A 26,881-nucleotide genomic window follows, 5' to 3' on the forward strand; every position below is an offset into this window, starting at 1 on the left:
GAGGCGTTCCAAAATCGCCACATGCGGATTCTTAGTTAGGTTTCTTATAGGCCGTAGGGGCATCACTACTCTCACACTCGTTGAATGTCTCTTACACGGACAAATATATTCGAAAGTCTGACAAGAAACGAACCGCCTGTGAAGGAAAACCGACCACGCCCACAACCCCTTGTCTTGATGCGCCCTGCCCTGTAATTGCCATAACAGTCATAGCAAAGGATGCACCCATGGGGATCAACAGCGAGCGCGATATCGAAGCCAACTTGCAAATCGGCCCAACCGATCAAGGCATGGTGCGCATCTTCGTTGAGGCCAATGGCGTGGAAATTCCAATGGATTTCACTCCTGAAGAAGCGCTCGAAATTGCAGAAGAAATTGCGGCGGCGGCCAAAGTTATCGGCTAAGGCATCCTCGACAGCTTACGACCTTATGAAAGCATTATTGCGTTGCGGCGGGATCGCGCGCTGCATGAGCACGCAGTGCCGCATGGCGGGCAAATTTTTGCACCATCGCTTTTCGCCGCGCACCGGCTAACCGAACCTCATCCGGCATTCGAATGATCTCTGCATCATATCCATCGGCGATGATGAGACCCGTTTCATCAGGCAAAAGATCAGTTGGGAACGTCTCGTCCACCGCCCAAAAATATCGATCACACCACTCAAGATAGCCCTGCCACTTCTAATCTGAGGTAAAATCTTCGCGGCTAGATTTGAACTCAACAATCCAAATCTCTCCCTTAGGCCCAAGCGCCATCACATCAACGCGCAGTCCACGCGTCGGCACAAGTTCTGTGACAGAGACAAAGTTATGGCTCAAAAGATGCCGGCACACGCCGCGGGCCAAAACATCGCCCGCGCGCAAAGGTAGCGTTGGATTATGTTGCATGAGCAAGGAGTGAACAAAACGGAAACAAAAGGCAAGGGAAACTCAAACAAACCTGCAAACGCTCTTGTCAGACCTTACCAAGCGCCATAGATGATGCAGTGGCGGGTGCTGCTCTTCACGTAAGCTGGTCGATACATTCCAGTGGCCTTAAGCAAATCCGAGGGAGTTGGCTCTGTCACGGTCCTGGCCGCGTTATCTGGCGCCCACCTGTATATACAGGTCCTCGGGAATAATCGTCCAACGGTCGCTGCGGGCCCGCCACCCATTTTTCCAGATGCCGACCTGTTGAGGCGTGCAGCCAATATGCTCCCGTGGCAAACCCACGGGTTATGACACGCCGCTTTCGGTTCAGCGTTTAGGCCAACAGTAGTTTTGGGAAATCAGATCAGAATGCGTCGGGCTGAACTTCGCGCGCCATATGATCAAGAACACCGTTCACAAAATGCGTTTCATCACCCTCAGGGAAAAACGCGCCAGCAACGTCAACGAATTCTTTAATGACAACGCGGGGCGGCGTCACTTTACCCAGCAATTCCGCACCAGCAGCACGGAAAAGCGCGCGAATAGTGGGGTCAATGCGCGCGATCGGCCACTTTACAACCAAAGCACGGTCGGTCATTTGGTCGATGGGGCGCTGATGCTCAACCGCATCTTGGGCCAGCATGCGGAATACATCGATATCGCCTTCCATCATTTCACTCCCCTCATAGGTCGCACCAAAACGATGGTCTTCAAACTCACGCATGACAACATCGACTGATTGCGACGAGTGTTCCATCTGAAACAACGCTTGCACAGCATAAAGCCGCGCCGCTGATTTCATTTTGCGTTTTTGGTTATTTGAAAGTTCAGTCATGCTTTGTGTGTACCGCCTGCAAGCAGGATGTCGCTGGTAAATCCAACGCCCTTATCCGCGCGGCCCCACTTACGAGCGATAGCGATCAAGTGCAAGGCTGCCGCAGCGGCGCCGCCACCTTTGTTTTGGTCTGCAGGATCTGCACGTACTTCGGCCTGTTTGCGGTTCTCTACAGTCAGGATACCGTTACCAATACAAAGCCCCTGAAGGCCCAGTAATTGCAGTGCACGACTGCTGTCGTTGCACACTGTTTCATAGTGGGTTGTCTCGCCGCGCACCACGCAGCCCAGTGCTACATAGCCATCGAAATTAGACATACGCTCAGCGATGCCAATTGCAGTGGGTATTTCAAGCGCCCCGGGCACATCGATCATTTCATGGGTTGCACCAGCTGCCTCAAGAGCGGCAACGGCACCGGCAACTAAATTATCAGCGATGTCTTTGTAATACGGGGACCGCACAATCAGAATTTTCGGAGCGTCCTCGAAGCGTGGTGTATCCATTATGTAGTGAGAAGCGCCAGCCATTATCCGATCTCCGAAATTTTCATCGTGTCCACAATCTCCAGACCATACGCGTCCAGCCCAACAACTTTTGGCGCAGGTGAATTGGTCAGAAGAACAATTTTCGACAGGTTCAAAGATGACAAAATCTGTGCGCCCAAACCGTATTGGCGAAGCGTCTGCGGGCTGACCTCATCATCGCGCGCAATTTTCATGGTAAGATCACGCAGCAGCACCAGCGCACCGCGCCCGTGGTCAGCGATCAGCTTCATCGCATCGCCAAATTCCGCAGCACGACCCGTACCGCCTGTGCCAATCACGTCAAGCATCGGATCCATGGCGTGCATACGAACAAGCACAGGCTCATCGCCCGAAATATCGCCTTTGATCAAAACGATATGCTCTGCGCCTTGGGTCTCATCGGTGTAGACACGCATATCCCATTCGCCACCAAACTCGGACTGGATTGTGTCTGTGCTACGCACGCGCACCAAATTGTCATGGCGGCGGCGGTATTTGATCAGGTCAGAAATCGTCCCAATTTTAAGCCCGTGCAGCTGCGCAAAGCCAACAAGGTCCGGCAAGCGTGACATGGTGCCATCGTCGTTCATGATCTCACAGATCACGCCAGAAGGGTTCAAGCCCGCAAGCCGTGATACGTCAACGGCCGCCTCAGTGTGCCCAGCGCGTACCAGCACACCGCCGTCTCGCGCACGTAGTGGGAAAACATGCCCCGGCGTTGCGATATCCGCTGAGGTTGCTTTGCTATCAATCGCCACAGCAACTGTGCGCGCGCGGTCAGCCGCCGAAATACCGGTGGTAACGCCTTCGCGCGCCTCAATCGAAACGGTAAAGGCAGTCTCATGTCGCGATGAGTTCTGCGTCGCCATCAATGGCAGGCCAAGCGCATCAATCCGGTCAGACGGAAGCGTCAGACAAATCAAGCCACGCCCGTGGGTCGCCATAAAGTTAATCGCATCAGGCGTGGCCATTTGCGCGGGAATAACAAGATCACCCTCGTTCTCGCGGTCTTCGTGATCCACCAGAATAAACATCCGACCATTACGCGCATCATCAATGATGTCTTCAATCGGGCTGATCACATCCGAGAGGTTTTCCTCAACAGGACCGGGCTTTTCAAACATGCTTTCAGCGCTCATTACGCCCACTCCTGCAATCGGGCCACGTAGCGGGCCATTGTATCAATTTCGAGGTTCACCGCGTCACCAACAGCTGCATCACCCCATGTGGTGACGCTTTTTGTGTGCGGAATAAAGTTGATCCCGAAGGCAGTACCCTCAACATCATTCACAGTCAAAGACGTGCCATTAAGCGTAACCGAGCCTTTGGGCGCGATGAACTTTGCAAGTGCCTCTGGCGCTTCAAGCGTGACCCGAGTGCTATCGCCCTCATCATGCATCGCGACAATCTTGGCCAAGCCATCGACGTGACCGGACACGATATGTCCACCCAACTCATCGCCCACTTTCAAGGCACGCTCCAGATTGATGCGCCGCCCTGCGGACCATGTATCAAGATTTGTCTTGCTGACGGTCTCTGCAGACACATCCACATCAAACCATCCGAGCTGATCGCCTTCGGCTAGACCTTTGCCAACAACAGTCAGGCAAACACCGTCGCAGGCAATGGAAGCACCCATATCGACTCCGCTCATATCGTAACGCGTTGAAATGCGCGCCCGCAAATCACCGCGCTGTTCCAGTTGCGCGATATGACCAACGTCTGTGATAATCCCAGTGAACATAAATCTCGTCCCGAATTTCGTGTTGCAAACCACCTATAACGGCGCACCCATCCGGACAAGGGCTTTGGCGCCCATTCCAGTGATAGCTTTTCGCACATCGCCTCAATCATAATGCAGGTCACATTTTCGCCAATAATTCAGGCTACCCCACTCGCGATCCTGCGCTGATCTGTGCAAAACCTAAGCACACGGCATGTCAAATGGCGCTCATTACCGGCGAAAATACGCGTTTTCTGTTTCTGCAAGGCCCGCATGGTCCGTTTTTCTGGCGCCTCGGGCAGATGCTAGAGCGCGCTGGCGCACAGGTCTGGCGGGTCGGTTTCAATGCAGGTGATCGCGCCTTTTGGTTCTCGCCAAAAAACTACATCGGGTATCGCGGCAGCCTAGACGACTGGGCAGAAGCCCTACGTCAGACCCTTCACACCAAATCAATCACGGACATTGTGCTATACGGTGACACGCGGCCTGTTCACGCCCAAGCGGCAGAACTGGCGCGGCAGTTGGGCATCCGGACGCATGTATTCGAAGAAGGTTATCTGCGGCCCTATTGGGTCAGCTACGAGCGTGATGGCTCCAACGGAAACTCCGCGCTCATACAGCTTAGCGTGGGTCAGATGCGCGAGACTTTGGCAGACGCCGATTTAGACATTCCGCAAGCACCAGCACACTGGGGCGACATGCGCCAGCACGTGTTTTACGGCGCGCTTTATCATTGGTTTGTGATGTTTCGAAACGGCCACTACCGCAAGATGCAACGCCACCGCGCCCTTGATGTAAAAACCGAATTTGCTCTGTATTTCATGCGCCGTTTAGGAATGCCGTTTTATTGGCTAAGCCGCGTGTTTTCCACACTGCGCATCAAGCGCGAAGGGTATCCCTACCATATTGCGCTGCTGCAACTTGAGCATGACGCCAGCTTTCAAGCCCACTCTCCGTTCACCAAAATCGACGAGTTCATCGAGGTAATCATCGAAGGTTTTACCAAAGGGGCACCAGCGCATCACCATCTGGTATTAAAGGCGCACCCGCTTGAAAACGGTCAGACAAGCATCCGCCGTTTGATCAAAAACCTAGCCCGTCAGCACAGCGTTGAGGGGCGGTGCCACTATGTACGTGGCGGCAAACTGGCCCAGCTTTTGGACCATGCCCGAAGTGCGGTGACGGTCAATACAACCGCCGGGCAACAAGTGCTTTGGCGCGGGATCCCACTGAAGGTTTTTGGCACGGCGGTCTATAACAAACCAGAGTTTGTGTCGTCTCAGCCGCTCCATGAATTCTTTAGCTTACCCACAACACCGGACACTGCCGCCTACCGCGATTACCGGCGCTTCTTGCTTGAGACCAGCCAGATTGCCGGTGGGTTTTATGCCGCCAAAGGCCGCAGACAGCTTTTGCGACAAGTCGTTGATCTGATGTTAGACCCCCACGATCCCTACGAAGCACTTGAGGTTGGCAAAGCGGCCCCACGGCGACAGTTGCGTGTCATTCCCTAACAACCACAAACCCTAGCGGTAGCTTTCTGTGAGGGATTCCAGTAAGCTAAAAGGAAAACTTGAGGCAGTTCTATAAGGTCGAAAGGACCAGAGCAGTGAAAATTAATGTGTCCCCTGTGGTAAAAGGCATTGCCTTGCTAAGCCTCGTTGCGACTGTTTCTGCATGCGGTCTGCCGCGTGTAGGCCCCAACAAAGCCGAGATTTTTCAAGGATCCGTTTTGCGTGAAGGCGATGCATTCATCGTCTCTGTCAACGACCGCGTGACCCGCGCCACAGCAGTAACGCCTGCGTTTGGTTTTTCGGATACGTTCATCAACGCGGGTGTTGTTGGCTCTGACGTGATCCGTCCTGGCGATGTGTTGGGGCTGACTGTCTGGGAAAACGTAGATGACGGCCTGCTTGCCGGTGCGGGGCAAAACGCCACCATTCTTGACGAAGTGCAGGTAGACGGAAACGGCAATATTTTCGTTCCCTACGCCGGCACTTTGAAGGCATCTGGCAAATCTCCAGAAGCGCTACGCCGTCTGATCACCACGCGCCTGAACGAACAAACACCGGACCCCCAAGTGCAGGTTCGCCGCGTAGCCGGTGATGGCGCCACAGTCACTGTGGTTGGCGCGGTTGGCGCACAAGGCGTCTACGCGATTGAGCGACCGACCCGCACGCTTTCTTCGATGCTTGCCCGTGCAGGCGGCGTGGGACTTGAAGCAGAAGTTGCACAAATTACCGTTATTCGTGGTACACATCGCGGGCAGGTTTGGTTCCAAGATCTTTATCAAGACCCGCGCTTTGACATCGCCCTGCGCGGCGGAGACCGCATTTTAGTCGAAAGAGACACCCGCGCCTATACCGTTTTGGGCGCCACTGGCAGCCAAAACCGCGTTGAATTCACCACACGCACGATCTCTGCCATTGAGGCACTTGCACAAGTGGGCGGCTTAAGCAGTAACGTAGCAGATCCAACGGGCGTTTTTGTGTTCCGCAATGAACCCGCCGAAATTACCAATCAAGTGATGGGCCGCGATGATCTACAGGGGGCGCAGCGCGTGGCCTATGTGCTTGATCTGACCGAGCCTAATGGCATGTTCAACGCACGTGATTTCGCCGTACGTGATGACGATACGGTCTATGTGACCGAGGCACCATTCGTGCAGTGGAACAAAACAATCGCGGCACTCACAGGATCGCTTAACTCTGTGAATACCTTGAACCCACTGGCCGGTAACTAAGCCTGATGACGGCTCCACTTTCGGCCGCTGACCCAACCCGTCAGCGGCTGTTTGTCTATAATGGTGGGTTTTTGCGTCAAAAACGCGTGCGCCGTATTCTTGCGTTAAAAGGCTATGACATCCGCCTGGGCATGCCGTCAGAAGCGGATTTGATCGGTGTTTGGGGGAAATCACCAACCGCGCGCCGCGGCGAAAAGATTGCAGCCCGCACCAATGCAAAGCTTCTGCGCGTAGAAGACCCCTTTTTGAGGTCAGTGCATCCTGCCAGCGGCGGTGATCTGCCCATGGGGCTCAACATTGACACACGCGGTTACAATTTGATCGCAGCGCGCCAAGTGACCTTGAGGTCCTGCTTGCCACGCACCCCCTTGATGACACAGCCCTGCTTGACCGTGCACGCGGTGGCATGGCGCGCATGAAGCGAAGTGCGCTTTCGAAATACAATAACTTCGTTCCTGAGGCCCCCTTTCCAAAGGACATTCCAGACGCCGGTTATGTCCTTGTGATTGATCAAACTGCAGGCGATGCCTCCATCACACATTCGGGCGCAGATGCAGATACGTTCCGCGAGATGCTACTGGATGCGCGGCTTGAAAACCCGCACGCAACGATTGTGCTGAAGACACATCCCGAAACCCAAACCGGTCGCAAAGGCGGTCATTTTGGCCCTGCAGACATTGGTGGCAACGTGGTTGTGTTGGATCAAAGCACCAACCCGCACCGCTTGCTTGACGGCGCGATTAAAGTCTACGCCGTCAGCTCGCAAATGTGTTTTGAGGCTATAATGGCTGGTCACAAACCAATCCTGTATGGACAACCTTTTTATGCCGGTTGGGGGCTAAGCGAAGACCGTGCACCTATTGATCGACGCAGCCGCACGTTAACCCGCGCACAACTTTTTGCAGGTGCGATGATCTTATATCCTACGTGGTATGACCCCTACCGCGATACGCTCTGTAGCTTTGAAGAGGCGCTCAGCACCCTCGAAGCGCTTAGTCGTACTTGGCGTGAAGATCATAATGGCTGGGCTGTACCAGATATGCGCCTATGGAAACGCAAGCACACACAAGCATTCTTTGGCAGCGTACGACCTGTAAAATTCGGGGGCAACATAGATACGCGGCGCGTCATGCAGTGGGGAGCACATGACAGCCATGAAGCAACCGTAGAAGACGGATTTCTCCGTTCAAAGGGCCTTGGTGCTAACTTGGTCCCGCCCCTATCGCTGGTTCTTGATAACCTTGGTATTTACTATGACCCAACCCGAGAAAGCCGCGTTGAAAAGCTAATAGGCCAGTCACTTACTCTGGAGCCGGCGGCATTACTTCGGACCGAAGCCTTACGCCAAAAAATCATCGAGAGCGGCGTGAGCAAATATAACCTTGGGATCAAAACTGATTTACCATCGCTCCCCAAAGGCCATTGCATTTTGGTACCGGGGCAAGTGGAAGATCATGCTTCCATCAAGCTTGGCACGTCGAAATGGCAGATCAACAGCGATTTGTTAATTGAGACACGCCGCGCAAACCCCGATGCCATCCTGATCTACAAACCGCACCCCGACGTAGAGGCAGGTTTGCGCAAAGGCGGCTTAAGTAATGAGGCCGCAGAAGTCGCGGATATCATAGCCACGAACGCGGATGCTTTGGACCTACTCGCCCGCATCGATAGTGTTTGGACGATGACCTCAACACTCGGGTTTGAGGCGCTTTTGCGCGGTGTGCCTGTCACCTGCTTAGGGGCGCCGTTCTATGCGGGATGGGGGCTGACAACTGATATAGTAGACACCCCTGACCGCCGCACCGCACGCCCAAACCTTGATCAATTCACACATGCAACTTTGATTGAATACCCACGCTATTACGACCCTGAGACAGGTTGCCCCTGCCCCGCCGAAGTTGCGGTTGACCGTTTAGCCATGTCTAAAGCCAATTATAGTGGACTGGGTTTGCGTCTGTTGGCTAAAGCACAAGGCGTGCTTTCAAGTTACGCACATCTTTGGCGTTAAGCGCGGCGCCACCGGTGCAACACGTCACCGCCAATTGAACGACAGTCAACAAGCGTCCAGCGCGGGGCATCTGCCAAAACACGTTGATCAAATGGTGCGACGGCGCCCAATCCGTCACTTCCGATAACAACACCAGCCGTCATGCACACCAGATCATCCACGAGGTTTTCGCTCAATAAAGACGCGGCGAGTCCGCCGCCCCCTTCACAAAAAACACGCGTAAGCCCCTGCGCTGCAAGCGCCCGCAGCGCGTCGGTCAGGCTGCCTTGATAAGGGACAGATCGCGCATTCGACGACAGCTCATTCACATCCGCTGTTTTCGGGTGAACAAACCAACCCCCGTTTTGCACATCGCTATGCGCCATACCCTGCAGGGTCTCACTGATGACAACGCGGACGGGCTGATGTGAAACGCCGAAACCCCGCACATTAAGAGAAGGATTATCGGCCCGCACAGTCCCCGCGCCAACCATCACTGCATCGTGTCGGGCCCGCATCATATGAACAGCGCGCCGCGCATGTGCCCCAGTGATCCACTGGCTGTCTCCGGTTGATGTCCCAATTTTTCCGTCAAAAGATGTTGCCATCTTGAGTGTCACCAAAGGTAAACCTTCACGCGCAACTTTGAAAAACCCACGATGATCTTCATCGGCCTCTGCCGAGAGCACGCCGATATCTACCGAAATCCCTGCATCGCGGAGCGCTTGAAATCCGAGCCCTGAAACACGGTTGTCTTCATCCTCAATCGCACAAACGACCCGAGACACTCCCGCCTCAATAAGCGCATGCGCGCAGGGCGGCGTCTTACCATGATGCGCGCAAGGCTCGAGCGTCACATATGCCGTCGCACCACGTGCCAGATGTCCTGCCTGCGCTAACGCGATCGGCTCGGCGTGCGGGCGGCCACCGTCTTGGGTCCAGCCACGCCCAACAATAACGCCGTCCTTCACAATGACACAACCAACCGCTGGGTTTGGCCACACACGCCCCTGCCCGCGCCGCCCGAGGGCAAGCGCGTGGCGCATGTGTTGCTCATCCACGGATGCTAAGGCTTTGTTGATCAATCGTTTTCCGGCGACACGTTCGGGCGCAGTTCACTAACAAATTTATCAAAATCATCAGCTGCTTGGAAGTTTTTGTACACGCTCGCAAATCGCACATATCCAACGGTGTCTATGCGGGCCAAAGCCTCCATGACGATCTCACCGATCTGCTTGGAGCTAATGTCAGTCTCGCCCATGCTTTCCAATCGGCGCACTATTCCAGAGATCATCTGGTCCACGCGCTCAGGCTCAACAGGCCGTTTTTGCAGAGAAATCCGAACTGAGCGTTCCAGCTTGTCGCGGTCAAAATCTTCACGGCGTCCGTTAGATTTGATGACAACCAAGTCACGCAACTGAACACGTTCGTAAGTCGTAAAACGTCCACCACATGCGGGACAAAAACGCCGGCGGCGAATTGCGACATGGTCCTCAGCGGGACGGGAATCTTTCACTTGTGTGTCTACGTTACCGCAAAATGGACAGCGCATTGGCTATGCCCCTTCTCGTTTATTACTGCCTCGATAGGGTCTGCGCCCTACTTATCAACAGACTATAGGACAGCAATCTAGATTTGGGTAGAAGAAAAATTCACAAACAACATCTGGGGGAAGGCTGTGCCGTCAGATGCAAAAACGGCGCCTGAAATAGGCGCCGTTTTGTCAATATATCCGCAAAACCAGAGTTTAGCAGGGTAGTTTATTGATCCAAGAAAGACCGCAACTTGCGTGAACGCGACGGATGCTTGAGCTTGCGCAATGCTTTAGCCTCAATCTGGCGAATACGTTCACGGGTGACCGAGAACTGTTGGCCAACTTCCTCAAGGGTGTGGTCTGTGTTCATGCCAATACCGAAACGCATCCGCAAAACCCGCTCTTCACGCGGCGTGAGCGATGACAGAACCCGTGTTGTCGTTTCTTTCAGGTTCTCCTGAATAGCACTATCAAGCGGCAAGATCGCGTTTTTATCTTCGATGAAGTCACCAAGCTGGCTGTCTTCCTCATCCCCGATGGGCGTTTCAAGGCTGATTGGCTCTTTGGCGATTTTCATCACTTTGCGCACTTTTTCGAGCGGCATTTGAAGCTTTTCGGCCAATTCTTCCGGTGTCGGCTCACGACCAATTTCATGGAGCATCTGACGACCCGTACGCACCAGCTTGTTGATCGTTTCAATCATGTGCACAGGGATACGGATTGTACGCGCCTGATCGGCAATCGAGCGCGTGATAGCCTGACGGATCCACCATGTGGCATAGGTCGAAAATTTATAACCACGGCGATATTCAAACTTATCAACCGCCTTCATCAGGCCGATGTTACCCTCTTGGATCAAGTCGAGGAATTGCAGACCACGGTTGGTGTACTTTTTGGCGATCGAAATAACGAGACGAAGGTTTGCCTCGACCATTTCCTTCTTGGCCTGACGGGCTTCCTTCTCGCCTTTTTGCACCTGCTGTACGATACGGCGGAATTCAGAAATATCCAGACCAACATACTGGCCAACTTGCGCCATATCAGAACGCAACTCTTCGATTTTATCAGTCGAGCGCTCAATCAGCGCCTGCCAGCCACGGCCGGGTTTATCACCCATGTCAGTCAGCCAGTTTGGATCAAGCTCGCGACCACGATACGCATCAACGAAATCCCGGCGGTTAATACGCGCTTGGTCCGCAAGTTTCACCATTGCACTGTCAATGGACATGATGCGGCGGTTGATGCCGTAAAGCTGGTCGATCAGCGCTTCAATACGGTTGTTGTGCAAGTGAAGCTCGTTCACTTGGGCAACAATTTCAGAGCGCAGTTTTTGATATTTCTTTTCAGCTTTCTCGCTGAAAGAGCTGCCTTCATTCAACGTGGCAGACATCCGAAGATCCTGCATCTCGCTCAACTTGCCATAGTTATGCGCAATGATTTCGAGCGCTTCCAGAACGCGTGGCTTAAGCGCAGCTTCCATCGCCGCAAGAGAAAGGTTCGCCTGCTCATCTTCATCATCGTCATCATCAGACTGGATCAGGTTACCGTCGGCATCCAGTTCTTGTGTCGTGCTCTCTTGCTTGGGCTCGGCTCCGGGCGTCGGCACAACGGCTTCTTCCTCCTCTGCCAGCTGATCGCCAAACGTTGTTTCCAGGTCGATAACGTCACGAAGCAAAATATCTTCGCTAAGCAATTCGTCGCGCCAAATAGTGATCGCTTGGAATGTAAGAGGGCTTTCGCAAAGGCCCAAAATCATCGTGTTGCGGCCAGCCTCAATACGTTTCGCAATCGCGATTTCGCCTTCACGGGACAACAGCTCAACGCTGCCCATCTCGCGCAGATACATGCGCACGGGATCATCAGTGCGATCCAGCTTTTCTTTTTCAGCACCAGCAAGGGCAACTTCACGCGCATCATCTTTGGTAACGACAGCTGTCGAGCCTTTGGCGTCTTCCTCTTCGGCCTCGTCGTCTTCAATAATGTTGATGCCCATTTCCGACAGCATCGACATCACGTCTTCGATTTGCTCCGAGCTTACCTGCTCTGGCGGCAAAACTTGATTAAGTAGCCCATACGTAATGTAGCCCCGTTCACGCCCCTCGGAGATCATTTTCTTTACGGCGGCTTGGGACATGTCCAAGTTGTGCGCGTTTTCCTGATCTTCGTTTTTGCGGTCGTCGGTGTCTTTGGCCATGAGCAAAGTCCTTTGCGGCGGAGGCGACGCGGCGTGAAGGCCGCGCGGTGTAACTTTAGGCTGCCTTAATCCACGCGCACGCGACTCAGGAAAACGAATCAACCCCTCTCCGACTCATCTAACATTTTGACTGATTCGACCATGGGTCGGTGTGAGCTTAACCACATGCCTTGAGAGATGGGCATTGAAAACCCTAATTGTAAGAGGATAACCCTTCGTTAATTACTATTTTCAGCCTTACCGATGCTGCCCAGGAGTGCTGCAAATGCATCACGTTCATCGCGGCTTAGTTTGGCGCCGTTATCGGCCACGTCAAAATCTGCTGTGTCATCCGCGTCATCACCGCCACCGCCCCCTTGCAGACCTTCTGCGGCCTCTCGCAACCGCCACGTCAGGTTTTCCTCAACGGGTTCGCCATCGTTTCGGTCAAGGTCTTGGGAAACTTCGCGTACTTCAACTTCATGACCGCGTTGTGCCGTAAGTTTCGCGAGGGCGTCGTTCACGCACATGGATGCCAGATCGATGTTTCCGGGGCGGCGTACGGGCGGTGCGATCGCCACGTGCTTATGCGCAAATAGTTTTTCCAAAAGCGCCACACCGATCTCATGCTCAACACTCTCGATCAGCATATCAGCATCGGCCTCAATATGGCGCAGCAGAGCCCCCTGAATACGGCGATGATCGGGATCATGACACTCAAGACGCTCAAGCGCGTCTTCGAATTCGGGCAGAACGGCTGGGTTTTTCAGCAAAGTTGCCAATACCACTGCCTCGCGCAAATGCCCCTCGGCGGCCCGTTCAGAACTTACCAAAAAGCTTGATTGCGTCGTCGGCATAGCACCCTCAGCAGGTGCTTTCCAACCGCCACCGCGCTTCCCACCGCGCGTCGTAAAGCCACCGGATGGGCGCGCTTTTGCTTGGGGGCGGAACAAATCCCACCGCAAATCTTTAATGGCCTGACCGTAGTGACTACGAATGCTTGGATCGGTGATCAGCATAATTTTCTGGCGCAGTGCCTTGTCCAATGCCGCTTTACGCTCGGGACTGTCAAAGTTACGCCCTTCAGTTTCACGTCGCCACAGCAGCTGAACCATCGGAATAGCACCATCGATCACATTTTGAACCGCCGAAGCCCCTGAAGCACGGATCAAATCATCGGGGTCTTGTCCCTCTGGCATGATTGCAAAGCGCAAAGACTTGCCCGATTGCAGTAACGGAAGCGCTAGATCAACCAAGCGCATCGCCGCCCGCAAGCCGGCCGTATCACCATCAAGGGCGATGATAGGCTCGTCGGTGACCCGCCACAAAAGCGCCAGTTGATTCTCTGTAACCGCCGTCCCGAGGGGAGCAACAGACGCGGCAAATCCCGCCTCACCCAGCGCGATGACATCCATGTAGCCTTCAGCCACAATCAATTGCTGGCCTTTGCCTGCAGCCTCGCGAGCTGGCTTGTGGTTATAAAGACTGCGGCCCTTATCAAAAAGTTCAGTCTCTGGAGAATTGAGGTATTTTGCGTTGTCGTTGGGGTCCATCGCGCGTCCCCCAAAAGCAATCGCGCGCCCCCGTGCATCACGGATCGGAAACATGATCCGACCTCGAAATGTATCATATGGCTTGCCACCTTTTTGGCTGGGCTTGGCCAAACCAGCACCTAAAATCAGGTCTTCAGGTACGTTTTTGCCAACGAGATGATCCCAAAGTCCCTGCCACGCATCAGGTGCAAAACCGATTTCCCAGCGCTCAAGTGCTGCCTCTGATAGACCACGCCCTTGCAAATATCTGCGGGCCTCGGCGGCCGTCGATGTACGCAGCTGCAAACGGAAATACTGCACCGCTTGTTCCATGACCTCAGCAAGTTTGCTGGCGCGGTCCAGCTTTTCAGCCGCCTTTGGATCGCGCGAAGGCATTTGCATCCCCGCCTCGCCTGCCAAAATTTCCACGGCTTCCATAAAACTAACGTTCTCGGTTTCTTTCACAAACGAAAGTGCATCACCTTTCGCCTGACAGCCAAAGCAATAGTAATATCCTTTTCGGTCATCGACGTGAAAACTGGCCGTTTTTTCATGATGAAACGGGCATGGTGCCCACATGTCACCCTTGCCTTGGTTCGACTTGCGCGCGTCCCACATAACTTTGCGTCCCACCACGTCGGAGATCGACAGGCGGCTGCGTAATTCATCAAGGAAACCGGGCGGCAGACTCATGTGCTTAATATCTGCTGTCTCGCGCGCAGAGTCTACACCGCCAAAGGTGAAATGCTAAAGGCCCTTGGCGCGGTAAGACTGTGCAACTTTATCGATGGAAACCAGATATGCAGCGGTGCGCAGATCGGGCACATCATCGCGGCCATGCCAGACGTCACGCATCGCCTGATAAGCAATCCGCATTGTGTCATCCAACCCCAAACGCACCAATTCCAACTCATCCGCACCGCGCAAATATCGCTCCTTGAAGTCCGGACTAAGCTGCCAGCCGACACCGCTATCGGCGCTGAGACGCTCTAACTCATCTACGATCAACTGGTGGCGGGATTCTTCTTGGCGGCGCTGCATCCGGCCAAACCGGATATGCGACAGGTTTTTGACCCATTCAAAATACGACACTGTCACGCCGCCCGCGTTTGCATACATGTCGGGAATAATCACACAGCCTTTAACCGCAAGAATATCATTTGCCCCCGCCGTCACCGGACCGTTAGCGGCCTCAATAATAAGTGGTGCCTGAACGCGTTCGGCGTTGGATTTATTAATCACACCTTCAAGGGCCGCTGGAATAAGAATATCGCAGCCCCGCTCAAGCACTTCGGCACCGTTTTTGATGTACTTACCTGCTTCAAACCGTGCCACGCCTCCGGTCTCGGCCACGCAAGTACGAAGGGCCTCAACATCAATTCCGTTCGTGTCAACGATAGCTCCGTCACGCTCAATGACGCCAACGATCAACGCGCCATCTTCTTCTGCCAAAAACTTGGCCGCGTGATAGCCGACGTTGCCCAGCCCCTGCACAATGACCCGTTTACCTTTCAATGACCCGCTTAAGCCTGCGGCTTTCATACCCCGCTCATCACGGAAAAACTGGCGTAGCGCATATTGCACACCACGTCCCGTCGCCTCGACACGGCCAGCAATGCCACCGGCGTGGGTTGGCTTACCTGTTACGCAAGCTTTGGCATTAAAACACTTGCGGATGACACTACAATTCCAGTGCCTTCACGGGTCAACGACAGACCAGCAAACTACTGGGTGCCGTCTGTTAGTGCGAACCCACAAGATGAAACTCTCAAAGTAATCGTTCTGATGACCGACGGTGTGAATACCACCCAATACGGGAAAACAACGGAAAACCAGTATCCCTACATCAACTTCAAAAACAGCCCAGCACCGGTTTGGCGCTTCAAAAACTGGTCGACACATGAAGGTAAGCGTCACGATCGCTGGAGCGTGAATCGCAATATGGAATGGTATGATCAGTATTTGGTCTACGTGCCCGGCAATAGCTGGTCCAACCGCTGGTACCGCCCAGGCGACCCTAACACGTCTTGGGATGATCAACGGTACAGCACCAGCGAAATCCCATGGGACGGTGTTGCGCAGATGGACTGGGTTGACCTGCTTGATGATTTCCATGTGGATTACATGGCCGAATTTTTCTGGGACAAAGCTGAACGGTACTACCACAGCTACTACGGTTGGAGCACCCGCGAAGATCCTATGGAGGACAAGCTAAAGGCATCCATGGTTACCCAAACGAATTGGTGGCAAGCAAATACAAACTTGTCCGAGATCTGTGCCGCAGCCCGCGCGAAAGGCATCCTAATTTACGCGATCGGCTTTGAAGTAGACACTGGGGAAGGCCCAATGCGTGACTGCGCAACGGAAGGGGATGCCTATTACTTTGACGTTTCAGGACGCGAGATCAGCACCGCTTTCGCAGCCATCGCAAACCACATCAACCAGTTGCGCTTGGTGAAGTAGATGTTGGGCCGCCGCGCATTTAGCCGCATCATCCAATTTTGGCGCGACGAAGACGGCGTGTCTTCGATTGAGTTCGTGATCCTTTATCCTTTGTTCTACTGGATGTTGTTCATGGGCGTTGAACTTGGTGTGATGCAAGCACGTCAAGCAATGTTGGGAATGGCGCTCGACAGGACAGTGCGCCACGTGCGCCTCAACACGATTGCGCCCCCTCCTATCAAGATTTGCGGGATGTCATGTGTGCCGAGGCCACTTTTCTAAATAATTGCTCAAACAGCCTTAGGCTTGAAATGGTACGCCGCGACACGCGCGTGAGCGTGACCCTGAACGCGCCCCAATGCCATGATGAACCAAGTGAAGTGAACCCTGCCGGACCATTTTTATCGGGCGGACAGAATGAATTAATGTTCCTGCGGGTTTGCGTGCTGCAGCCACCTTTGCTGCCAACCATCGGCTTAAACCCGTATCTGCCCACAACCGAAACAGGTGAATACCGTCTTGTTGCCATCACCTCTTATGTGACGGAGCCCGCGTGATGCGCCGTTTCCATCCGCCTTCGTTGAGCCTCTTCAACGCCCGCATCAGAGCCTTCCGCGATGACACAGGAGGCACGCTTGCCATTGAAACCGTGCTGGTTTTTCCGCTGTTGTTTTGGAGCTTTATGGCAATGGCTACGTTCTTTGAGGCATTCCGGACAAACGCGCAAAACACGAAGGCAAGCTACGTGGTGGCCGATGTGATCAGCCGCGAACTGGGCACCATTACCCCGACATTTATGACCAGCATGAAACAAACCGCACAGTATATGACGCCTGCGGCGCAAGGGACCTCGATCAGTATCACCATGGTGGTTCCGACTCGCAAAACCGACAAGCCCTACAAAACCGCGTGGTCACAGGCCCGCGGCCCCGATCTTAGCAGTTATAGCCATGACGGCATCAACGTTTTGAAAGAAGACATGCCGCCAATCGCAGCAGGGGATCAGATTGTCATGGTTGAGACTGTCTCGCGGTTCAGCCTGTCATGGGGCCGGTTCTTTGAAAACAACCTCTATCTAAAAGCGCGGACATTTGCCCGCTCACGCGCGCCTAACCCACCAACATACACCGCGTCTTAACATCAGCGGCTTAGCCGCGCGGCAAATTTCCGGCATCGCGCGCAGCAATTAACATAGACAGGCTCTCTGCCATAAACTTGGCTTCTCCGGCTGGCGTCACCCCACCGACCCCCAGCATTTTGGATGTCGCCCACCAAATACCAGGGCACCACCCTTTAAGGCCCGCTGTCTTGCGACGCACCATGAAACCGTTCGATGGCTTAAACGCAAAGACGCCGCGGTCAACGCCCACAATATCATCCAGCGGTGCAAGGACGCGGCCCGTCGTGTCGCGCAGCCCCTCAACCGTCAGCTCAACCGCGATGAGGGTCGAGCGCCACATGATCGTTGCTGCCGCCAGCACGCCTGCCCCGCCAAGTATCAAAAACAGACGGTAGCCCAAACCTGTCTCGGCGCGGGTAAAGCCCAACAGCACCAACAAGGCGCCTAACGCCAGCAGTGTTCCACAACCAAAAAAGCGACGACCGGCGCTGGCACGAACACGTGCAATCACACCATCTGCGGGGATATCAAAAGGAAATTCCATGCGACCTGATACCCCCCCAATGCGCCAAGGGAAAGAGCACATCGCCTATGTGCATTTACGCACTACTGATCTGCGAAACATGCCAATTGTGTGCGCCTCTGTTAAGGAGTAAATTAGGCTTAACACTTGGGAAGCGCCCCATGTCGATCCTACAACCTGGAGGCTAAAAATATGTCGATCCGTCCTGTTCTAGAAACCCGCCCCGCCGTTCCAACCATGGAAGGTGCTGGCGTTCACCTGCACCGCGCATTTGGCTTTCAGGACCCGTCAGAGCTTGATCCATTTCTGCTGTTTGATGATTTTCGAAATGACCTGCCGGCGCATTTTGAGAAAGGTTTTCCATGGCACCCGCACCGCGGTATCGAAACCATTACGTATGTGCTGAATGGCACCGTGGATCACGGCGACAGCCTTGGCAACAGGGGCACCTTGGGCGCGGGTGACGTGCAGTGGATGACTGCTGGTCGCGGAATTATGCACCAAGAAATGCCACACGGAAACGCCGCCGGCCAAATGCACGGCTTTCAGCTTTGGGGTAACCTACCTTCGTCGCAAAAGATGGTCGCACCGCGCTACCAGGACGTAACCGCCAAGGACATTCCTGTGGTTACGGACGATGATGGAACTCAGGTCAAAATCATTGTCGGCAACTTCTGGGGGAAAACCGGTCCGGTTGATGGCATCGCCGCCGACCCACAGTACTTGGATATCTTCGTGCCTGCTGGCGTGAAGAAAACCTTCAAGATTGACACCTACCGACGCGCGTTTGCCTACGTTTTTGAGGGTGAAGGTGCGTTTGCAGATGCGTCTGCCCCATCTGGCGTCTTGCTCGAAAAAGAAGTCATGGGCGAGGAAGTCAACATCCGCGACATGTCCGGCGATCGTACATTAATTCGGTTTGGCACAGGCGATGAAGTGACAGTTCAGGCAGGCGAGCAAGGTGTTCGCTTTTTGCTGATTTCAGGCGCGCCAATTGAAGAGCCCGTCGCCTGGCACGGGCCGATCGTGATGAACACCGAAGATGAATTACGCCAAGCCGTGCGTGAATTGCGCAACGGCACATTCATCAAACCCGCGCATTAAAATAAACGATCCAAGCGCGCCGCGACCCCTGCTGTTTTTCCGGCACCTACGCGGCGCGCTTGTATTGGTATGTGTTTTTCGATCTAACGGACGCATGTTTCGCACCACCACACTTGCCTTCGCAACAGCCGCCCTGAGCACGATCGCAGGCTGCACAGATGTTCCGCAATTGGGACAATCAGTCTCTGCGCGCGCCCAAGACGCCCCCTACCCCGTACTGATCTCACTAGAAGATATTATCGCCTCAGCAACAGACGATGAGGCCAGTAAAACCACAGCTGACAACCTTGCCACGCGGTCATCGTCCCTGCGCGCCAAAGCAGCCCGGCTGAACGGAGAGGTGATTACTCCGGATGACCAGTCCCGCCTTACGGGTGGCACCTAAAGCAACTAAGCGAAAATAAAGCTCCAAACGACCGGACAAAACCGCGTTAGCGCAAACCACGGCGCCTGTCTGCTTTGGCGCGTTGCAAGCCTGTTGCGCCTGCGATAACAGGGACGAAAGTGTTCACTAATCAGCGCATTCGCGATGCGCGCGGAGACCTCATAATGACAACGACCCTCCCCCCACTTCGTCTCGGAATTGCTGGCTTGGGAACTGTTGGCATTGGCGTAGTGAAAATCATTCAACAGCACGCAGATTTGCTGGCCTCTCGCAGTGGTCGGGCTGTGCAAATTACCGCTGTTTCTGCACGCTCAAAAGGCAAAGATCGCGGCGCGCCTCTTGATGGCTATGTGTGGGAAAACGATCCTGTTGCATTGGCTAAACGTGATGATATCGATGTGTTTGTCGAAGTCATGGGCGGCTCAGAAGGCCCTGCGAAAGATGCAACCGAGGCCGCAATTGCGGCTGGTAAAGACGTCGTCACTGCCAACAAAGCACTTCTAGCTATTCATGGGCAGTCACTTGCCTTGGCAGCAGAAGCGGCAGGCCGTGTCATCCGTTTTGAAGCCGCAGTCGCAGGCGGTATTCCCGTTGTGAAGTCACTGACCGAAGGTCTTGCAGGCAACGCGATGGGCCGCGTGATGGGCGTGATGAACGGTACATGCAACTATATCTTGACCCAAATGGAAGCTACCGGCCAAGGCTATGATGCGCTTTTCGCCGAAGCTGACAAACTGGGCTACCTTGAGGCCGATCCAAACTTGGACGTGGGCGGCATCGATGCAGGTCATAAGCTTGCCCTGCTGGCATCTATTGCATTTGGTACGCAGGTAGATTTTGACGGCGTTGAGCTTGAAGGCATCCAACGCGTCAGCCTTGATGACATTACCCGCGCAGGTGAGATGGGCTTTAAGATCAAATTACTTGGCGTCGCACAGATGTCTGACCGCGGCTTGGTTCAGCGGATGACGCCTTGCTTGGTCCCAGCAACATCGCCGCTTGGCCAGCTTCAGGGTGGCACGAACATGGTGGTTCTGGAAGGCGACAGTGTTGAGCAAATCGTACTGCGCGGCCCGGGCGCGGGCGAAGGCCCCACGGCTAGTGCGGTTATGTCAGACGTGATGGATATTGCCCGTGGCATTCGTATCAGCACGTTCGGCCAACCTGCGAACACACTAACAAGCGCGCTGCGTGCCCAAGCAAGCACCGTAGCGCCATATTATTTGCGCCTGCATCTGACAGACAAACCAGGTGCGCTGGCCAAAGTGGCCGCCGTCTTGGGCGACCATGGCATTAGCATCGATCGCATGCGCCAGATCGATCACGAAGGCACAAGTGCGCCGGTCATCATCGTCACGCATGACACGACCCGCGCCACACTTGATGAAGCACTTGCGGCGTTTGGAACAACCGGTGTTGTTGATGATGCACCTGTCGCCCTGCGCATCGAAAACGTCTAACCCGCTACACGAATACTTCCCTTAAGAAAGCCAAGAACATGACCGCACCCAAAGACTTTCACGACCGTATGCTGTCACTGGGCTTGGCCCGCGTCTCAGAACAAGCAGCCATCGCAAGCGCAGATTGGATCGGGCGTGGGGACGAAAAGGCAGCAGACCAAGCGGCCGTGAACGCGATGCGCCAACAACTCAACCGTCTCGAAATTGCGGGTGTTGTTGTGATCGGCGAAGGTGAGCGGGACGAGGCCCCAATGCTTTATATTGGTGAAGAAGTCGGCAGCGGCACAGGCCCCGGCGTGGACATCGCACTGGACCCGCTTGAAGGCACAACTTTGACCGCCAACGATATGCCAAACGCATTGACAGTCATAGCCATGGGGCCGCGCGGCTCAATGCTGCATGCGCCTGACACATATATGGATAAGCTGGCCATCGGCCCGGGTTACGCCACCGACACGGTTACCCTTGATATGACCACAAAAGAACGCGTTGCAGCACTTTCCGCTGCTAAAGGCGGCGATGTACGCGACATTACGGTGTGCGTTCTGACCCGTCCCCGCCATGAGCAAGTCATTGAGGATATCCGCTCAACGGGTGCTGCAATTCGCCTGATCACAGACGGTGATGTGGCAGGTGTGATGCACTGCGCCGAACCTGCATTGACGGGTATTGATATGTACATGGGCTCAGGCGGTGCACCAGAAGGTGTGCTTGCCGCATCTGCGCTAAAATGCATGGGCGGTCAAATGTATGGCCGTCTGCTTTTCCGCAACGCTGATGAAAAAGCGCGTGCTGCAAAAGCAGGTATCACTGACCTTGACCGCGTCTACACCCGCGATGAGATGGTCACCGATGACGTGATTTTTGCAGCAACTGGCGTGACCGACGGCTCAATTGTATCGGGCATCAAGCGTGAAGTTGGATATATCACCACTGAAACGATCCTCATGCGCTCCAAAACCGGATCCGTTCGGCGCATGACATATCGCAGCCCTGTCTAAGTTGTGATGCTGGGCGCCAGTGACACAGCCAAAAGCTTTTTAGGGGTCGAGGCGTCTTTATCGAGCCGCAAGTGGGTAGGCCCAACCGCGGACATCGACAGGCACGCATCCGCTATGGCCCAGCAAACGGGCCTGCCAGGCGTGCTATGCAATGTTCTGGTACGCCAAGGCGTGACACCGGACACTGCTGAGAGCTACCTTGCCCCGCAATTGCGCGATTTGCTGCCCGACCCGCGCTGTTTGCGCGACATGGAAAAGGCTGCACAGCGTTTTTTGCAGGCCATCAAAAACCGCGAACGCATTGCGGTTTTTGGGGATTACGATGTGGATGGCGGCGCGTCATCTGCTCTACTTCTTGATTATCTACGCTCGGTCGGCCTTCGCGCGACCCTTTATATTCCTGACCGCATAGACGAAGGCTACGGCCCAAACGCACCCGCCATGGCAAGCCTTGCAGCGGATCATGATCTAATTATCTGCGTCGATTGCGGGACCCTGTCCCACGAGGCGCTAGCAGCCGCAACCGCTGCGGATGTGATCGTTCTTGATCACCACTTAGGCGGCGAAACACTGCCCCCCGCGTTGGCAGTTGTAAATCCCAACAGGCAGGATGAAACCGGCGATCTTGCACATTTATGCGCAGCGGCGGTGGTCTTTTTGATGCTGGTTGAGGCTAACCGGCAAGCGCGCGCCGAAGGTGGCGCAACGCCCGACCTGTTGGCCATGCTTGATCTTGTCGCCCTTGCAACTGTTGCCGACGTAGCGCCTTTGATTGGTGTCAACCGCGCGTTGGTCCGCCAAGGCCTTACGGTGATGGGCAAACGCGCGCGGGCCGGATTGGTTGCGCTGTCTGATGTTGCAAAACTGGACACAGCGCCAAACAGCTATCATTTAGGCTTTGTCATGGGGCCACGGGTGAATGCAGGCGGGCGCATTGGACAAGCCGACTTAGGCGCGCGCCTTTTGGCCACCGACAATTCACATGACGCCGCCGCAATGGCCGAGCGTCTTGATGTGTTGAACACAGAACGCCGCGAGATTGAGGCAGCCGTCCGCGCGGCCGCGATTGAGCAGGTCGAAAGCCGTGACACCTCTGCGCCGCTCATTTGGGCAGCTGGCGACAGCTGGCATCCTGGAGTCGTGGGGATTGTGGCCTCGCGCTTAAAGGAAACCTACAATAGGCCCGCGATCCTAATTGGTTTCGACGGAGATGATGGCAAAGGATCTGGCCGAAGTGTGTCTGGTGTAGATCTTGGGGCGTCCATTCAAAAACTAGCTTCCGAGGGGCTTTTGAGTAAAGGCGGCGGTCATAAAATGGCGGCGGGCCTTAGCCTTACCCGAGATATGCTTGCACCCGCGATGGAACGATTGTCTGATCTGCTTGAAAAGCAAGGTGCGGGCACAGCAGGCCCTGCTGATCTGAAACTTGACGGCATGTTGATGCCTGCCGCGGCCACGATTGAATTGATCGAACAGTTGGAAAATGCAGGTCCGTTTGGCGCCGGTGCCCGCGCACCACGTTTTGCGTTTCCCGATGTAGCAATCGGATTTGCCAAGCGCGTGGGCGAGACCCACCTAAAGATTAATTTTGGCGACGGCATGGGCCAGCGGATTGACGCGATTTGCTTTGGCGCAATGGAAACAGATTTGGGCAAAATGCTGCTGGAACACGGCGGCAAACGGTTCCATTTGGCAGGTCGGCTTGAGCTAAACACATGGGGTGGACGGCGTTCTGTACAGCTGCGCCTTGAGGATGCAGCACTCGCGCAATAGCGCAAAAACAGTCATAAAATTTTTGTGATTTTTTCGCAAAAAGCCACTTGCGCATCACCAGCAGTTTGCACTATTCACCCCTCACGCACAGTGGCCCGTTCGTCTATCGGTTAGGACGCCAGGTTTTCAACCTGGAAAGAGGGGTTCGATTCCCCTACGGGCTGCCATGCGGAACCTCCCCCCCCACGGAAATAGTAATATACTCAGACAAGCAGCGTAGAATTCCGCTCTGATTGATGTTTTTGTGTGCTCAGTTTTGTTCCTGACTTTTTTTATAAGTTTTTTCTTGCGCTGAATTGGCCTTTCGATGTATCTGATAAAAACAATCAGATATAAAAGGATCCTGACCAATGGCCGCTTTCGCGCTTCGCGCCGTACTTATTTCAGCTACCGCCCTTACGGCGGCTCCAGCTTTCGCAGATGGAGAACTGAACCTCTACTCCTCGCGCCACTATGATACAGACGAACGTCTTTATACGGATTTTGAGGACCAAACCGGTATCACAATCAACCGCATCGAGGGAAAAGCAGACGAGCTGATTGCCCGCATGGAAGCCGAAGGCATCAACTCACCGGCCGATATTCTACTGACCGTTGATACATCCCGGCTTGAGCGCGCCAAAAACGCAGATATTTTGCAAAGCATCGATAGCGACGTGCTTGAAGCAAGAATCCCTGCCAACCTTCAAGACAGTGACAACGAATGGTTCGGCTTCTCACAGCGCGGACGCATCTTTTTCTACGACAAAGCAACTGTAGAAAACCCACCTCAAACTTACGCCGATTTGGCAGACCCAAAGTACAAAGGGCTCGTTTGCATCCGCTCCTCGACCAACACGTATAATCAAACGCTTCTCGCTTCGATCATCAAAAACGACGGCCCAGAAGCCGCAACCTCATGGGCGACAGGGGTGGTCGCCAACATGGCGCGGGATCCACAGGGCGGTGACACTGACCAAATTCGCGGGGTCGTTTCCGGTGAATGTGGGATTGCTGTGTCCAACACTTATTACTTCGCGCGCGCAATCCGCAGTGATGTGAAAGGTGTCTCTGACAGCATCGACAACATTGGCTGGGTATTTCCAAATCAAGACGGTCGCGGGGCACATATGAACTTATCTGGTGCAGGAGTCGCCAAACACGCGCCGAACAAAGACAACGCAGTCAAGTTCATGGAATATCTGGCCAGCAATCAAGCACAGGTCTATTTCTCCGCAGGTAACGATGAATACCCAGCCGTTAAGGGCACCGACCTTGCACCATCAGTAGCAAAGCTTGGTGACTTCAAAGCGGACGCTGTCGATCTTAGCAAAGTTGCAAAACAAATCCCTGCTGCACAAAAAATATTTGCGAAAGTTGGTTGGGAATAGCGTTACTCAGACACTAATATATACCAATATGCGGCGGTCCTAAGGTGGGCCGCCGTCCTTTTTTGTAGCCTCGTCACTCAGATGCTTGAACTGAGTTACCCTGCCCCGACCAGCACGCTTTGAGGCATAAAGAGCATGATCCGCATCGTTCATCATGCATTCAATCTGGGGCACATTATACTGGGCAGAACACGTAAACCCGATACTCCCCGATATTACGGCCGAATTGTTATCAACTTCAATTGGGACCTCGATTGCTGTGATTAATTTTTCACAGAGTTTTTTAACTGCATTGCCGTCTGTCGTATCCATCATGACCGCGACAAATTCATCACCCCCAGTGCGCGCAATGCAGTCTGAGCCGCGAAAATGCGACTGCATAACACCAGCTGCCGCTGACAGCACCGCGTCACCAGCCGCGTGACCGAACTGGTCATTTACAGCTTTAAATTAGTCTAGATCCATATGGATCAAAGTGAACTTCCGCGCAGCAGAAATGACACTTTCCAAAACCTGAATAAGCGCACGGCGGTTATATAGCCCGGTCAGCGGGTCCGTCTGTGCGTCGTGTTCCGCTGAAAGTTTAGCGTGCTGCAACCGATCGTTTAGCTTTCGCGACTCGTTCATCGCGGCAGACTTTGCCTCCACGACATAAAGCATCTCAATCGTTGGATCATTCGGCGCAAAATCACGACTAGTCAGACCAAAGCGCTGAACAGCGTCCACAACACCGATCCCAAATGACAGCGTCAAAACCATGAGTCCTTCGCGGTGGTCGACCGCAACCACGCCTTTAAGGCGCGTGTAGGGCGGCTTTTTGAAGCGCAGATAAACCGCAGATCCAACCGCCTCAAACAGCGCACGACGCCCCGCAAACCAGCAGGTTTGATCACCTCAAATACATCGTCGAACAATTCGCCAACTAACGAGCCATCACCTGAAATTTTGCTTAAAGTAGCCCCTTCTTGGGTAATTACCCCGCCATCCGACACCACGATGTGCAGAGGCAAAAGCGTCCGTAACAAGTTAATTGAAACAACACCAAACGAAGGGGACACCGCGACATTCATGTCAGGCCCCTCGCGCCAAATCAAAGCTGCGCCCATCGGCAAAGCCCGCGTCAAGCAAACGCACATCAAGTGCGTCAAACCGATCACCCAATGCACGCCTCTCAATCACCGCCAACGCACCATAATCATCCGCCATCGCGCGTAAAATACCGACAAAAACTGCGCCAAATCCCGGGATCGCGCCTCGTATTTGCAAGGTATACGCGCCACCTCCGCAATCACGAACACTCAGCATCGGCATTTCCAGATCAGCAACAGCAAGCCGCGCGCGATCAGGCAGTTCATCAAGCGAATGCAGAAAATCAACAAAATCGAACCCACCAAACCGAAGCAAGCGCCGCAGCGGTTCAGTCGTCGGATGACTGACCAGATGAGTTCCAAGGTCTTCGAGAACATCCTCAACATCACGGGAAAGCGCCTTAGCGCAGCCCATCAATATTTTCTCGGTCAACACGTCGTCATAATGCAACATTGCCTCAAATTCACTCACGGGCAGATCAGCATGACGCACAACATCTTGCCAGGCAGACACGCCGTACGCGTCACGTATAAAACACTGAATTGACCGATTTATTAACCCGTGCATACCGCCTCCAGACTGTTGGTGACAGCTATATCATGGACTAAGTTAATACGCCCTCAACACTTCAAATTGTCGTTATTTATAAAGTTA

The 26,881-nt window shown here is 54.2% G+C and carries 24 protein-coding genes, 1 tRNA gene and 4 pseudogenes; 15 read left to right on the top strand and 14 right to left on the bottom strand.

Features of this window, described 5'->3' with window-relative positions; all coding sequences use genetic code 11:
* The first annotated feature begins 227 nt into the window (after positions 1 to 227).
* Complete coding sequence (locus ACTF5M_RS00240) at positions 228 to 404, top strand: DUF6324 family protein (protein WP_341245911.1); 177 nt, start codon at positions 228 to 230, stop codon at positions 402 to 404.
* Between the two features lie 34 nt (positions 405 to 438).
* Here the strand turns inward: ACTF5M_RS00240 and ACTF5M_RS00245 are convergent.
* From ACTF5M_RS00245 to ACTF5M_RS00265, 5 genes and pseudogenes are all read right to left on the bottom strand, one after another.
* Positions 439 to 888 (bottom strand): annotated as a pseudogene (locus tag ACTF5M_RS00245) (MmcB family DNA repair protein).
* Positions 889 to 1,273: 385 nt separating this feature from the next.
* Complete coding sequence (gene nusB, locus ACTF5M_RS00250) at positions 1,274 to 1,744, bottom strand: transcription antitermination factor NusB (RefSeq protein WP_438959116.1); 471 nt, start codon at positions 1,742 to 1,744, stop codon at positions 1,274 to 1,276.
* Positions 1,741 to 2,271, bottom strand: coding sequence for a 6,7-dimethyl-8-ribityllumazine synthase (locus ACTF5M_RS00255; protein WP_438959117.1), 531 nt, complete (start codon positions 2,269 to 2,271; stop codon positions 1,741 to 1,743). The genes nusB and ACTF5M_RS00255 overlap by 4 nt, the downstream gene beginning before the upstream one ends.
* Positions 2,271 to 3,407 (bottom strand): 3,4-dihydroxy-2-butanone-4-phosphate synthase, encoded by a 1,137-nt coding sequence (ribB, locus tag ACTF5M_RS00260; protein ID WP_438959118.1) that lies wholly within the window; start codon positions 3,405 to 3,407, stop codon positions 2,271 to 2,273. Before ribB ends, ACTF5M_RS00255 begins: the two co-directional genes overlap by 1 nt.
* A complete protein-coding gene (locus tag ACTF5M_RS00265; RefSeq protein ID WP_438959119.1) occupies positions 3,407 to 4,012 on the bottom strand; it encodes a riboflavin synthase in 606 nt (201 codons plus the stop codon). Before ACTF5M_RS00265 ends, ribB begins: the two co-directional genes overlap by 1 nt.
* A gap of 200 nt (positions 4,013 to 4,212) precedes the next feature.
* On the opposite strand from ACTF5M_RS00265, the gene ACTF5M_RS00270 reads away from it, so the two are divergent.
* The 3 genes and pseudogenes from ACTF5M_RS00270 (at position 4,213) to ACTF5M_RS00280 (ending at position 8,742) form a co-directional block, all read left to right on the top strand.
* Positions 4,213 to 5,505, top strand: coding sequence for a capsule biosynthesis protein (locus ACTF5M_RS00270; protein ID WP_438959120.1), 1,293 nt, complete (start codon positions 4,213 to 4,215; stop codon positions 5,503 to 5,505).
* 95 nt (positions 5,506 to 5,600) lie between these two features.
* Positions 5,601 to 6,734 carry a polysaccharide biosynthesis/export family protein gene (locus ACTF5M_RS00275; RefSeq protein ID WP_438959121.1) on the top strand — a complete coding sequence of 378 codons (1,134 nt, stop codon included), beginning with the start codon at positions 5,601 to 5,603 and terminating at the stop codon, positions 6,732 to 6,734.
* Between the two features lie 5 nt (positions 6,735 to 6,739).
* Positions 6,740 to 8,742 (top strand): annotated as a pseudogene (locus ACTF5M_RS00280) (capsular polysaccharide biosynthesis protein).
* Here ACTF5M_RS00280 and ribD read toward each other — a convergent pair.
* From ribD to ACTF5M_RS00305, 5 genes and pseudogenes are all read right to left on the bottom strand, one after another.
* Positions 8,739 to 9,767 carry a bifunctional diaminohydroxyphosphoribosylaminopyrimidine deaminase/5-amino-6-(5-phosphoribosylamino)uracil reductase RibD gene (gene ribD, locus ACTF5M_RS00285; protein ID WP_438959122.1) on the bottom strand — a complete coding sequence of 343 codons (1,029 nt, stop codon included), beginning with the start codon at positions 9,765 to 9,767 and terminating at the stop codon, positions 8,739 to 8,741. The pseudogene ACTF5M_RS00280 and the gene ribD overlap by 4 nt on opposite strands.
* A gap of 35 nt (positions 9,768 to 9,802) precedes the next feature.
* Positions 9,803 to 10,273, bottom strand: a complete 471-nt coding sequence (gene nrdR / locus ACTF5M_RS00290) for a transcriptional regulator NrdR (RefSeq protein WP_438959123.1) — start codon at positions 10,271 to 10,273, stop codon at positions 9,803 to 9,805.
* Between the two features lie 208 nt (positions 10,274 to 10,481).
* Positions 10,482 to 12,449, bottom strand: coding sequence for an RNA polymerase sigma factor RpoD (rpoD, locus tag ACTF5M_RS00295; RefSeq protein ID WP_438959124.1), 1,968 nt, complete (start codon positions 12,447 to 12,449; stop codon positions 10,482 to 10,484).
* A gap of 218 nt (positions 12,450 to 12,667) precedes the next feature.
* Positions 12,668 to 14,653, bottom strand: coding sequence for a DNA primase (gene dnaG, locus ACTF5M_RS00300; protein ID WP_438959125.1), 1,986 nt, complete (start codon positions 14,651 to 14,653; stop codon positions 12,668 to 12,670).
* A 54-nt stretch (positions 14,654 to 14,707) separates the two neighbouring features.
* Positions 14,708 to 15,622 (bottom strand): annotated as a pseudogene (locus tag ACTF5M_RS00305) (Glu/Leu/Phe/Val family dehydrogenase); the annotation flags it as partial.
* Between ACTF5M_RS00305 and ACTF5M_RS00310 the strand changes: the two are divergent.
* Genes ACTF5M_RS00310 through ACTF5M_RS00325 form a run of 4 tightly spaced genes read left to right on the top strand, consistent with a single transcriptional unit; the run spans position 15,539 to position 17,540 of the window.
* Positions 15,539 to 16,423, top strand: coding sequence for a hypothetical protein (locus ACTF5M_RS00310; protein WP_438959126.1), 885 nt, complete (start codon positions 15,539 to 15,541; stop codon positions 16,421 to 16,423). The pseudogene ACTF5M_RS00305 and the gene ACTF5M_RS00310 overlap by 84 nt on opposite strands.
* Positions 16,424 to 16,684 (top strand): TadE/TadG family type IV pilus assembly protein, encoded by a 261-nt coding sequence (locus ACTF5M_RS00315; RefSeq protein WP_438959127.1) that lies wholly within the window; start codon positions 16,424 to 16,426, stop codon positions 16,682 to 16,684.
* 29 nt (positions 16,685 to 16,713) lie between these two features.
* Positions 16,714 to 16,959 carry a hypothetical protein gene (locus ACTF5M_RS00320; protein ID WP_438959128.1) on the top strand — a complete coding sequence of 82 codons (246 nt, stop codon included), beginning with the start codon at positions 16,714 to 16,716 and terminating at the stop codon, positions 16,957 to 16,959.
* Positions 16,959 to 17,540, top strand: a complete 582-nt coding sequence (locus tag ACTF5M_RS00325) for a TadE/TadG family type IV pilus assembly protein (RefSeq protein ID WP_438959129.1) — start codon at positions 16,959 to 16,961, stop codon at positions 17,538 to 17,540. The genes ACTF5M_RS00320 and ACTF5M_RS00325 overlap by 1 nt, the downstream gene beginning before the upstream one ends.
* Before the next feature lie 10 nt (positions 17,541 to 17,550).
* On the opposite strand, the gene ACTF5M_RS00330 is transcribed toward ACTF5M_RS00325, so the two are convergent.
* Positions 17,551 to 18,066 carry a hypothetical protein gene (locus tag ACTF5M_RS00330; RefSeq protein ID WP_438959130.1) on the bottom strand — a complete coding sequence of 172 codons (516 nt, stop codon included), beginning with the start codon at positions 18,064 to 18,066 and terminating at the stop codon, positions 17,551 to 17,553.
* A 171-nt stretch (positions 18,067 to 18,237) separates the two neighbouring features.
* On the opposite strand from ACTF5M_RS00330, the gene ACTF5M_RS00335 reads away from it, so the two are divergent.
* The 7 genes from ACTF5M_RS00335 to ACTF5M_RS00365 all read left to right on the top strand — a co-directional run bounded on the left by ACTF5M_RS00335 (position 18,238) and on the right by ACTF5M_RS00365 (position 25,138).
* Positions 18,238 to 19,149, top strand: a complete 912-nt coding sequence (locus ACTF5M_RS00335; RefSeq protein ID WP_438959131.1) for a pirin family protein — start codon at positions 18,238 to 18,240, stop codon at positions 19,147 to 19,149.
* Positions 19,150 to 19,243: 94 nt separating this feature from the next.
* Positions 19,244 to 19,534: a hypothetical protein gene (locus tag ACTF5M_RS00340; protein WP_438959132.1), complete on the top strand. Its 291-nt coding sequence runs from the start codon at positions 19,244 to 19,246 to the stop codon at positions 19,532 to 19,534.
* Positions 19,535 to 19,698: 164 nt separating this feature from the next.
* Positions 19,699 to 20,994: a homoserine dehydrogenase gene (locus ACTF5M_RS00345; RefSeq protein WP_438959133.1), complete on the top strand. Its 1,296-nt coding sequence runs from the start codon at positions 19,699 to 19,701 to the stop codon at positions 20,992 to 20,994.
* Positions 20,995 to 21,032: 38 nt separating this feature from the next.
* Entirely contained in the window at positions 21,033 to 21,995 is a 963-nt protein-coding gene (glpX, locus tag ACTF5M_RS00350; RefSeq protein ID WP_438959134.1) for a class II fructose-bisphosphatase, read from the top strand.
* Positions 21,996 to 22,001: 6 nt separating this feature from the next.
* Positions 22,002 to 23,768 (top strand): single-stranded-DNA-specific exonuclease RecJ, encoded by a 1,767-nt coding sequence (recJ, locus tag ACTF5M_RS00355; RefSeq protein WP_438959135.1) that lies wholly within the window; start codon positions 22,002 to 22,004, stop codon positions 23,766 to 23,768.
* A gap of 92 nt (positions 23,769 to 23,860) precedes the next feature.
* Positions 23,861 to 23,935: transfer RNA gene (locus tag ACTF5M_RS00360), tRNA-Glu, on the top strand.
* A 183-nt stretch (positions 23,936 to 24,118) separates the two neighbouring features.
* Positions 24,119 to 25,138, top strand: coding sequence for an extracellular solute-binding protein (locus tag ACTF5M_RS00365; RefSeq protein ID WP_438959136.1), 1,020 nt, complete (start codon positions 24,119 to 24,121; stop codon positions 25,136 to 25,138).
* Between the two features lie 39 nt (positions 25,139 to 25,177).
* Here the strand turns inward: ACTF5M_RS00365 and ACTF5M_RS00370 are convergent.
* The 3 genes and pseudogenes from ACTF5M_RS00370 to ACTF5M_RS00380 all read right to left on the bottom strand — a co-directional run.
* Positions 25,178 to 25,576: pseudogene (locus ACTF5M_RS00370) on the bottom strand (GGDEF domain-containing protein); the annotation flags it as partial.
* 12 nt (positions 25,577 to 25,588) lie between these two features.
* Positions 25,589 to 25,897, bottom strand: coding sequence for a GGDEF domain-containing protein (locus tag ACTF5M_RS00375; RefSeq protein WP_438959137.1), 309 nt, complete (start codon positions 25,895 to 25,897; stop codon positions 25,589 to 25,591).
* Positions 25,898 to 26,209: 312 nt separating this feature from the next.
* Positions 26,210 to 26,794 carry a heme NO-binding domain-containing protein gene (locus ACTF5M_RS00380; protein ID WP_438959138.1) on the bottom strand — a complete coding sequence of 195 codons (585 nt, stop codon included), beginning with the start codon at positions 26,792 to 26,794 and terminating at the stop codon, positions 26,210 to 26,212.
* Positions 26,795 to 26,881 lie beyond the last annotated feature (87 nt).

This window comes from Nereida sp., assembly GCF_965655635.1.
Classification (GTDB): Bacteria; Pseudomonadota; Alphaproteobacteria; order Rhodobacterales; family Rhodobacteraceae; genus Nereida.

Excerpts from the sequence above, each read along its gene's own strand:
- ACTF5M_RS00240 (WP_341245911.1), top strand. The coding sequence starts at position 228 with ATGGGGATCAACAGCGAGCGCGATATCGAAGCCAACTTGCAAATCGGC.
- nusB (WP_438959116.1), bottom strand. The coding sequence starts at position 1,744 with ATGACTGAACTTTCAAATAACCAAAAACGCAAAATGAAATCAGCGGCG.
- ACTF5M_RS00255 (WP_438959117.1), bottom strand. The coding sequence starts at position 2,271 with ATGGCTGGCGCTTCTCACTACATAATGGATACACCACGCTTCGAGGAC.
- ribB (WP_438959118.1), bottom strand. The coding sequence starts at position 3,407 with ATGAGCGCTGAAAGCATGTTTGAAAAGCCCGGTCCTGTTGAGGAAAAC.
- ACTF5M_RS00265 (WP_438959119.1), bottom strand. The coding sequence starts at position 4,012 with ATGTTCACTGGGATTATCACAGACGTTGGTCATATCGCGCAACTGGAA.
- ACTF5M_RS00270 (WP_438959120.1), top strand. The coding sequence starts at position 4,213 with ATGGCGCTCATTACCGGCGAAAATACGCGTTTTCTGTTTCTGCAAGGC.
- ribD (WP_438959122.1), bottom strand. The coding sequence starts at position 9,767 with ATGCGCCACGCGCTTGCCCTCGGGCGGCGCGGGCAGGGGCGTGTGTGG.
- nrdR (WP_438959123.1), bottom strand. The coding sequence starts at position 10,273 with ATGCGCTGTCCATTTTGCGGTAACGTAGACACACAAGTGAAAGATTCC.
- rpoD (WP_438959124.1), bottom strand. The coding sequence starts at position 12,449 with ATGGCCAAAGACACCGACGACCGCAAAAACGAAGATCAGGAAAACGCG.
- dnaG (WP_438959125.1), bottom strand. The coding sequence starts at position 14,653 with ATGAGTCTGCCGCCCGGTTTCCTTGATGAATTACGCAGCCGCCTGTCG.
- ACTF5M_RS00315 (WP_438959127.1), top strand. The coding sequence starts at position 16,424 with ATGTTGGGCCGCCGCGCATTTAGCCGCATCATCCAATTTTGGCGCGAC.
- ACTF5M_RS00320 (WP_438959128.1), top strand. The coding sequence starts at position 16,714 with ATGGTACGCCGCGACACGCGCGTGAGCGTGACCCTGAACGCGCCCCAA.
- ACTF5M_RS00325 (WP_438959129.1), top strand. The coding sequence starts at position 16,959 with ATGCGCCGTTTCCATCCGCCTTCGTTGAGCCTCTTCAACGCCCGCATC.
- ACTF5M_RS00330 (WP_438959130.1), bottom strand. The coding sequence starts at position 18,066 with ATGGAATTTCCTTTTGATATCCCCGCAGATGGTGTGATTGCACGTGTT.
- ACTF5M_RS00335 (WP_438959131.1), top strand. The coding sequence starts at position 18,238 with ATGTCGATCCGTCCTGTTCTAGAAACCCGCCCCGCCGTTCCAACCATG.
- ACTF5M_RS00340 (WP_438959132.1), top strand. The coding sequence starts at position 19,244 with ATGTTTCGCACCACCACACTTGCCTTCGCAACAGCCGCCCTGAGCACG.
- ACTF5M_RS00345 (WP_438959133.1), top strand. The coding sequence starts at position 19,699 with ATGACAACGACCCTCCCCCCACTTCGTCTCGGAATTGCTGGCTTGGGA.
- glpX (WP_438959134.1), top strand. The coding sequence starts at position 21,033 with ATGACCGCACCCAAAGACTTTCACGACCGTATGCTGTCACTGGGCTTG.
- recJ (WP_438959135.1), top strand. The coding sequence starts at position 22,002 with ATGCTGGGCGCCAGTGACACAGCCAAAAGCTTTTTAGGGGTCGAGGCG.
- ACTF5M_RS00365 (WP_438959136.1), top strand. The coding sequence starts at position 24,119 with ATGGCCGCTTTCGCGCTTCGCGCCGTACTTATTTCAGCTACCGCCCTT.
- ACTF5M_RS00375 (WP_438959137.1), bottom strand. The coding sequence starts at position 25,897 with ATGGTTTTGACGCTGTCATTTGGGATCGGTGTTGTGGACGCTGTTCAG.
- ACTF5M_RS00380 (WP_438959138.1), bottom strand. The coding sequence starts at position 26,794 with ATGCACGGGTTAATAAATCGGTCAATTCAGTGTTTTATACGTGACGCG.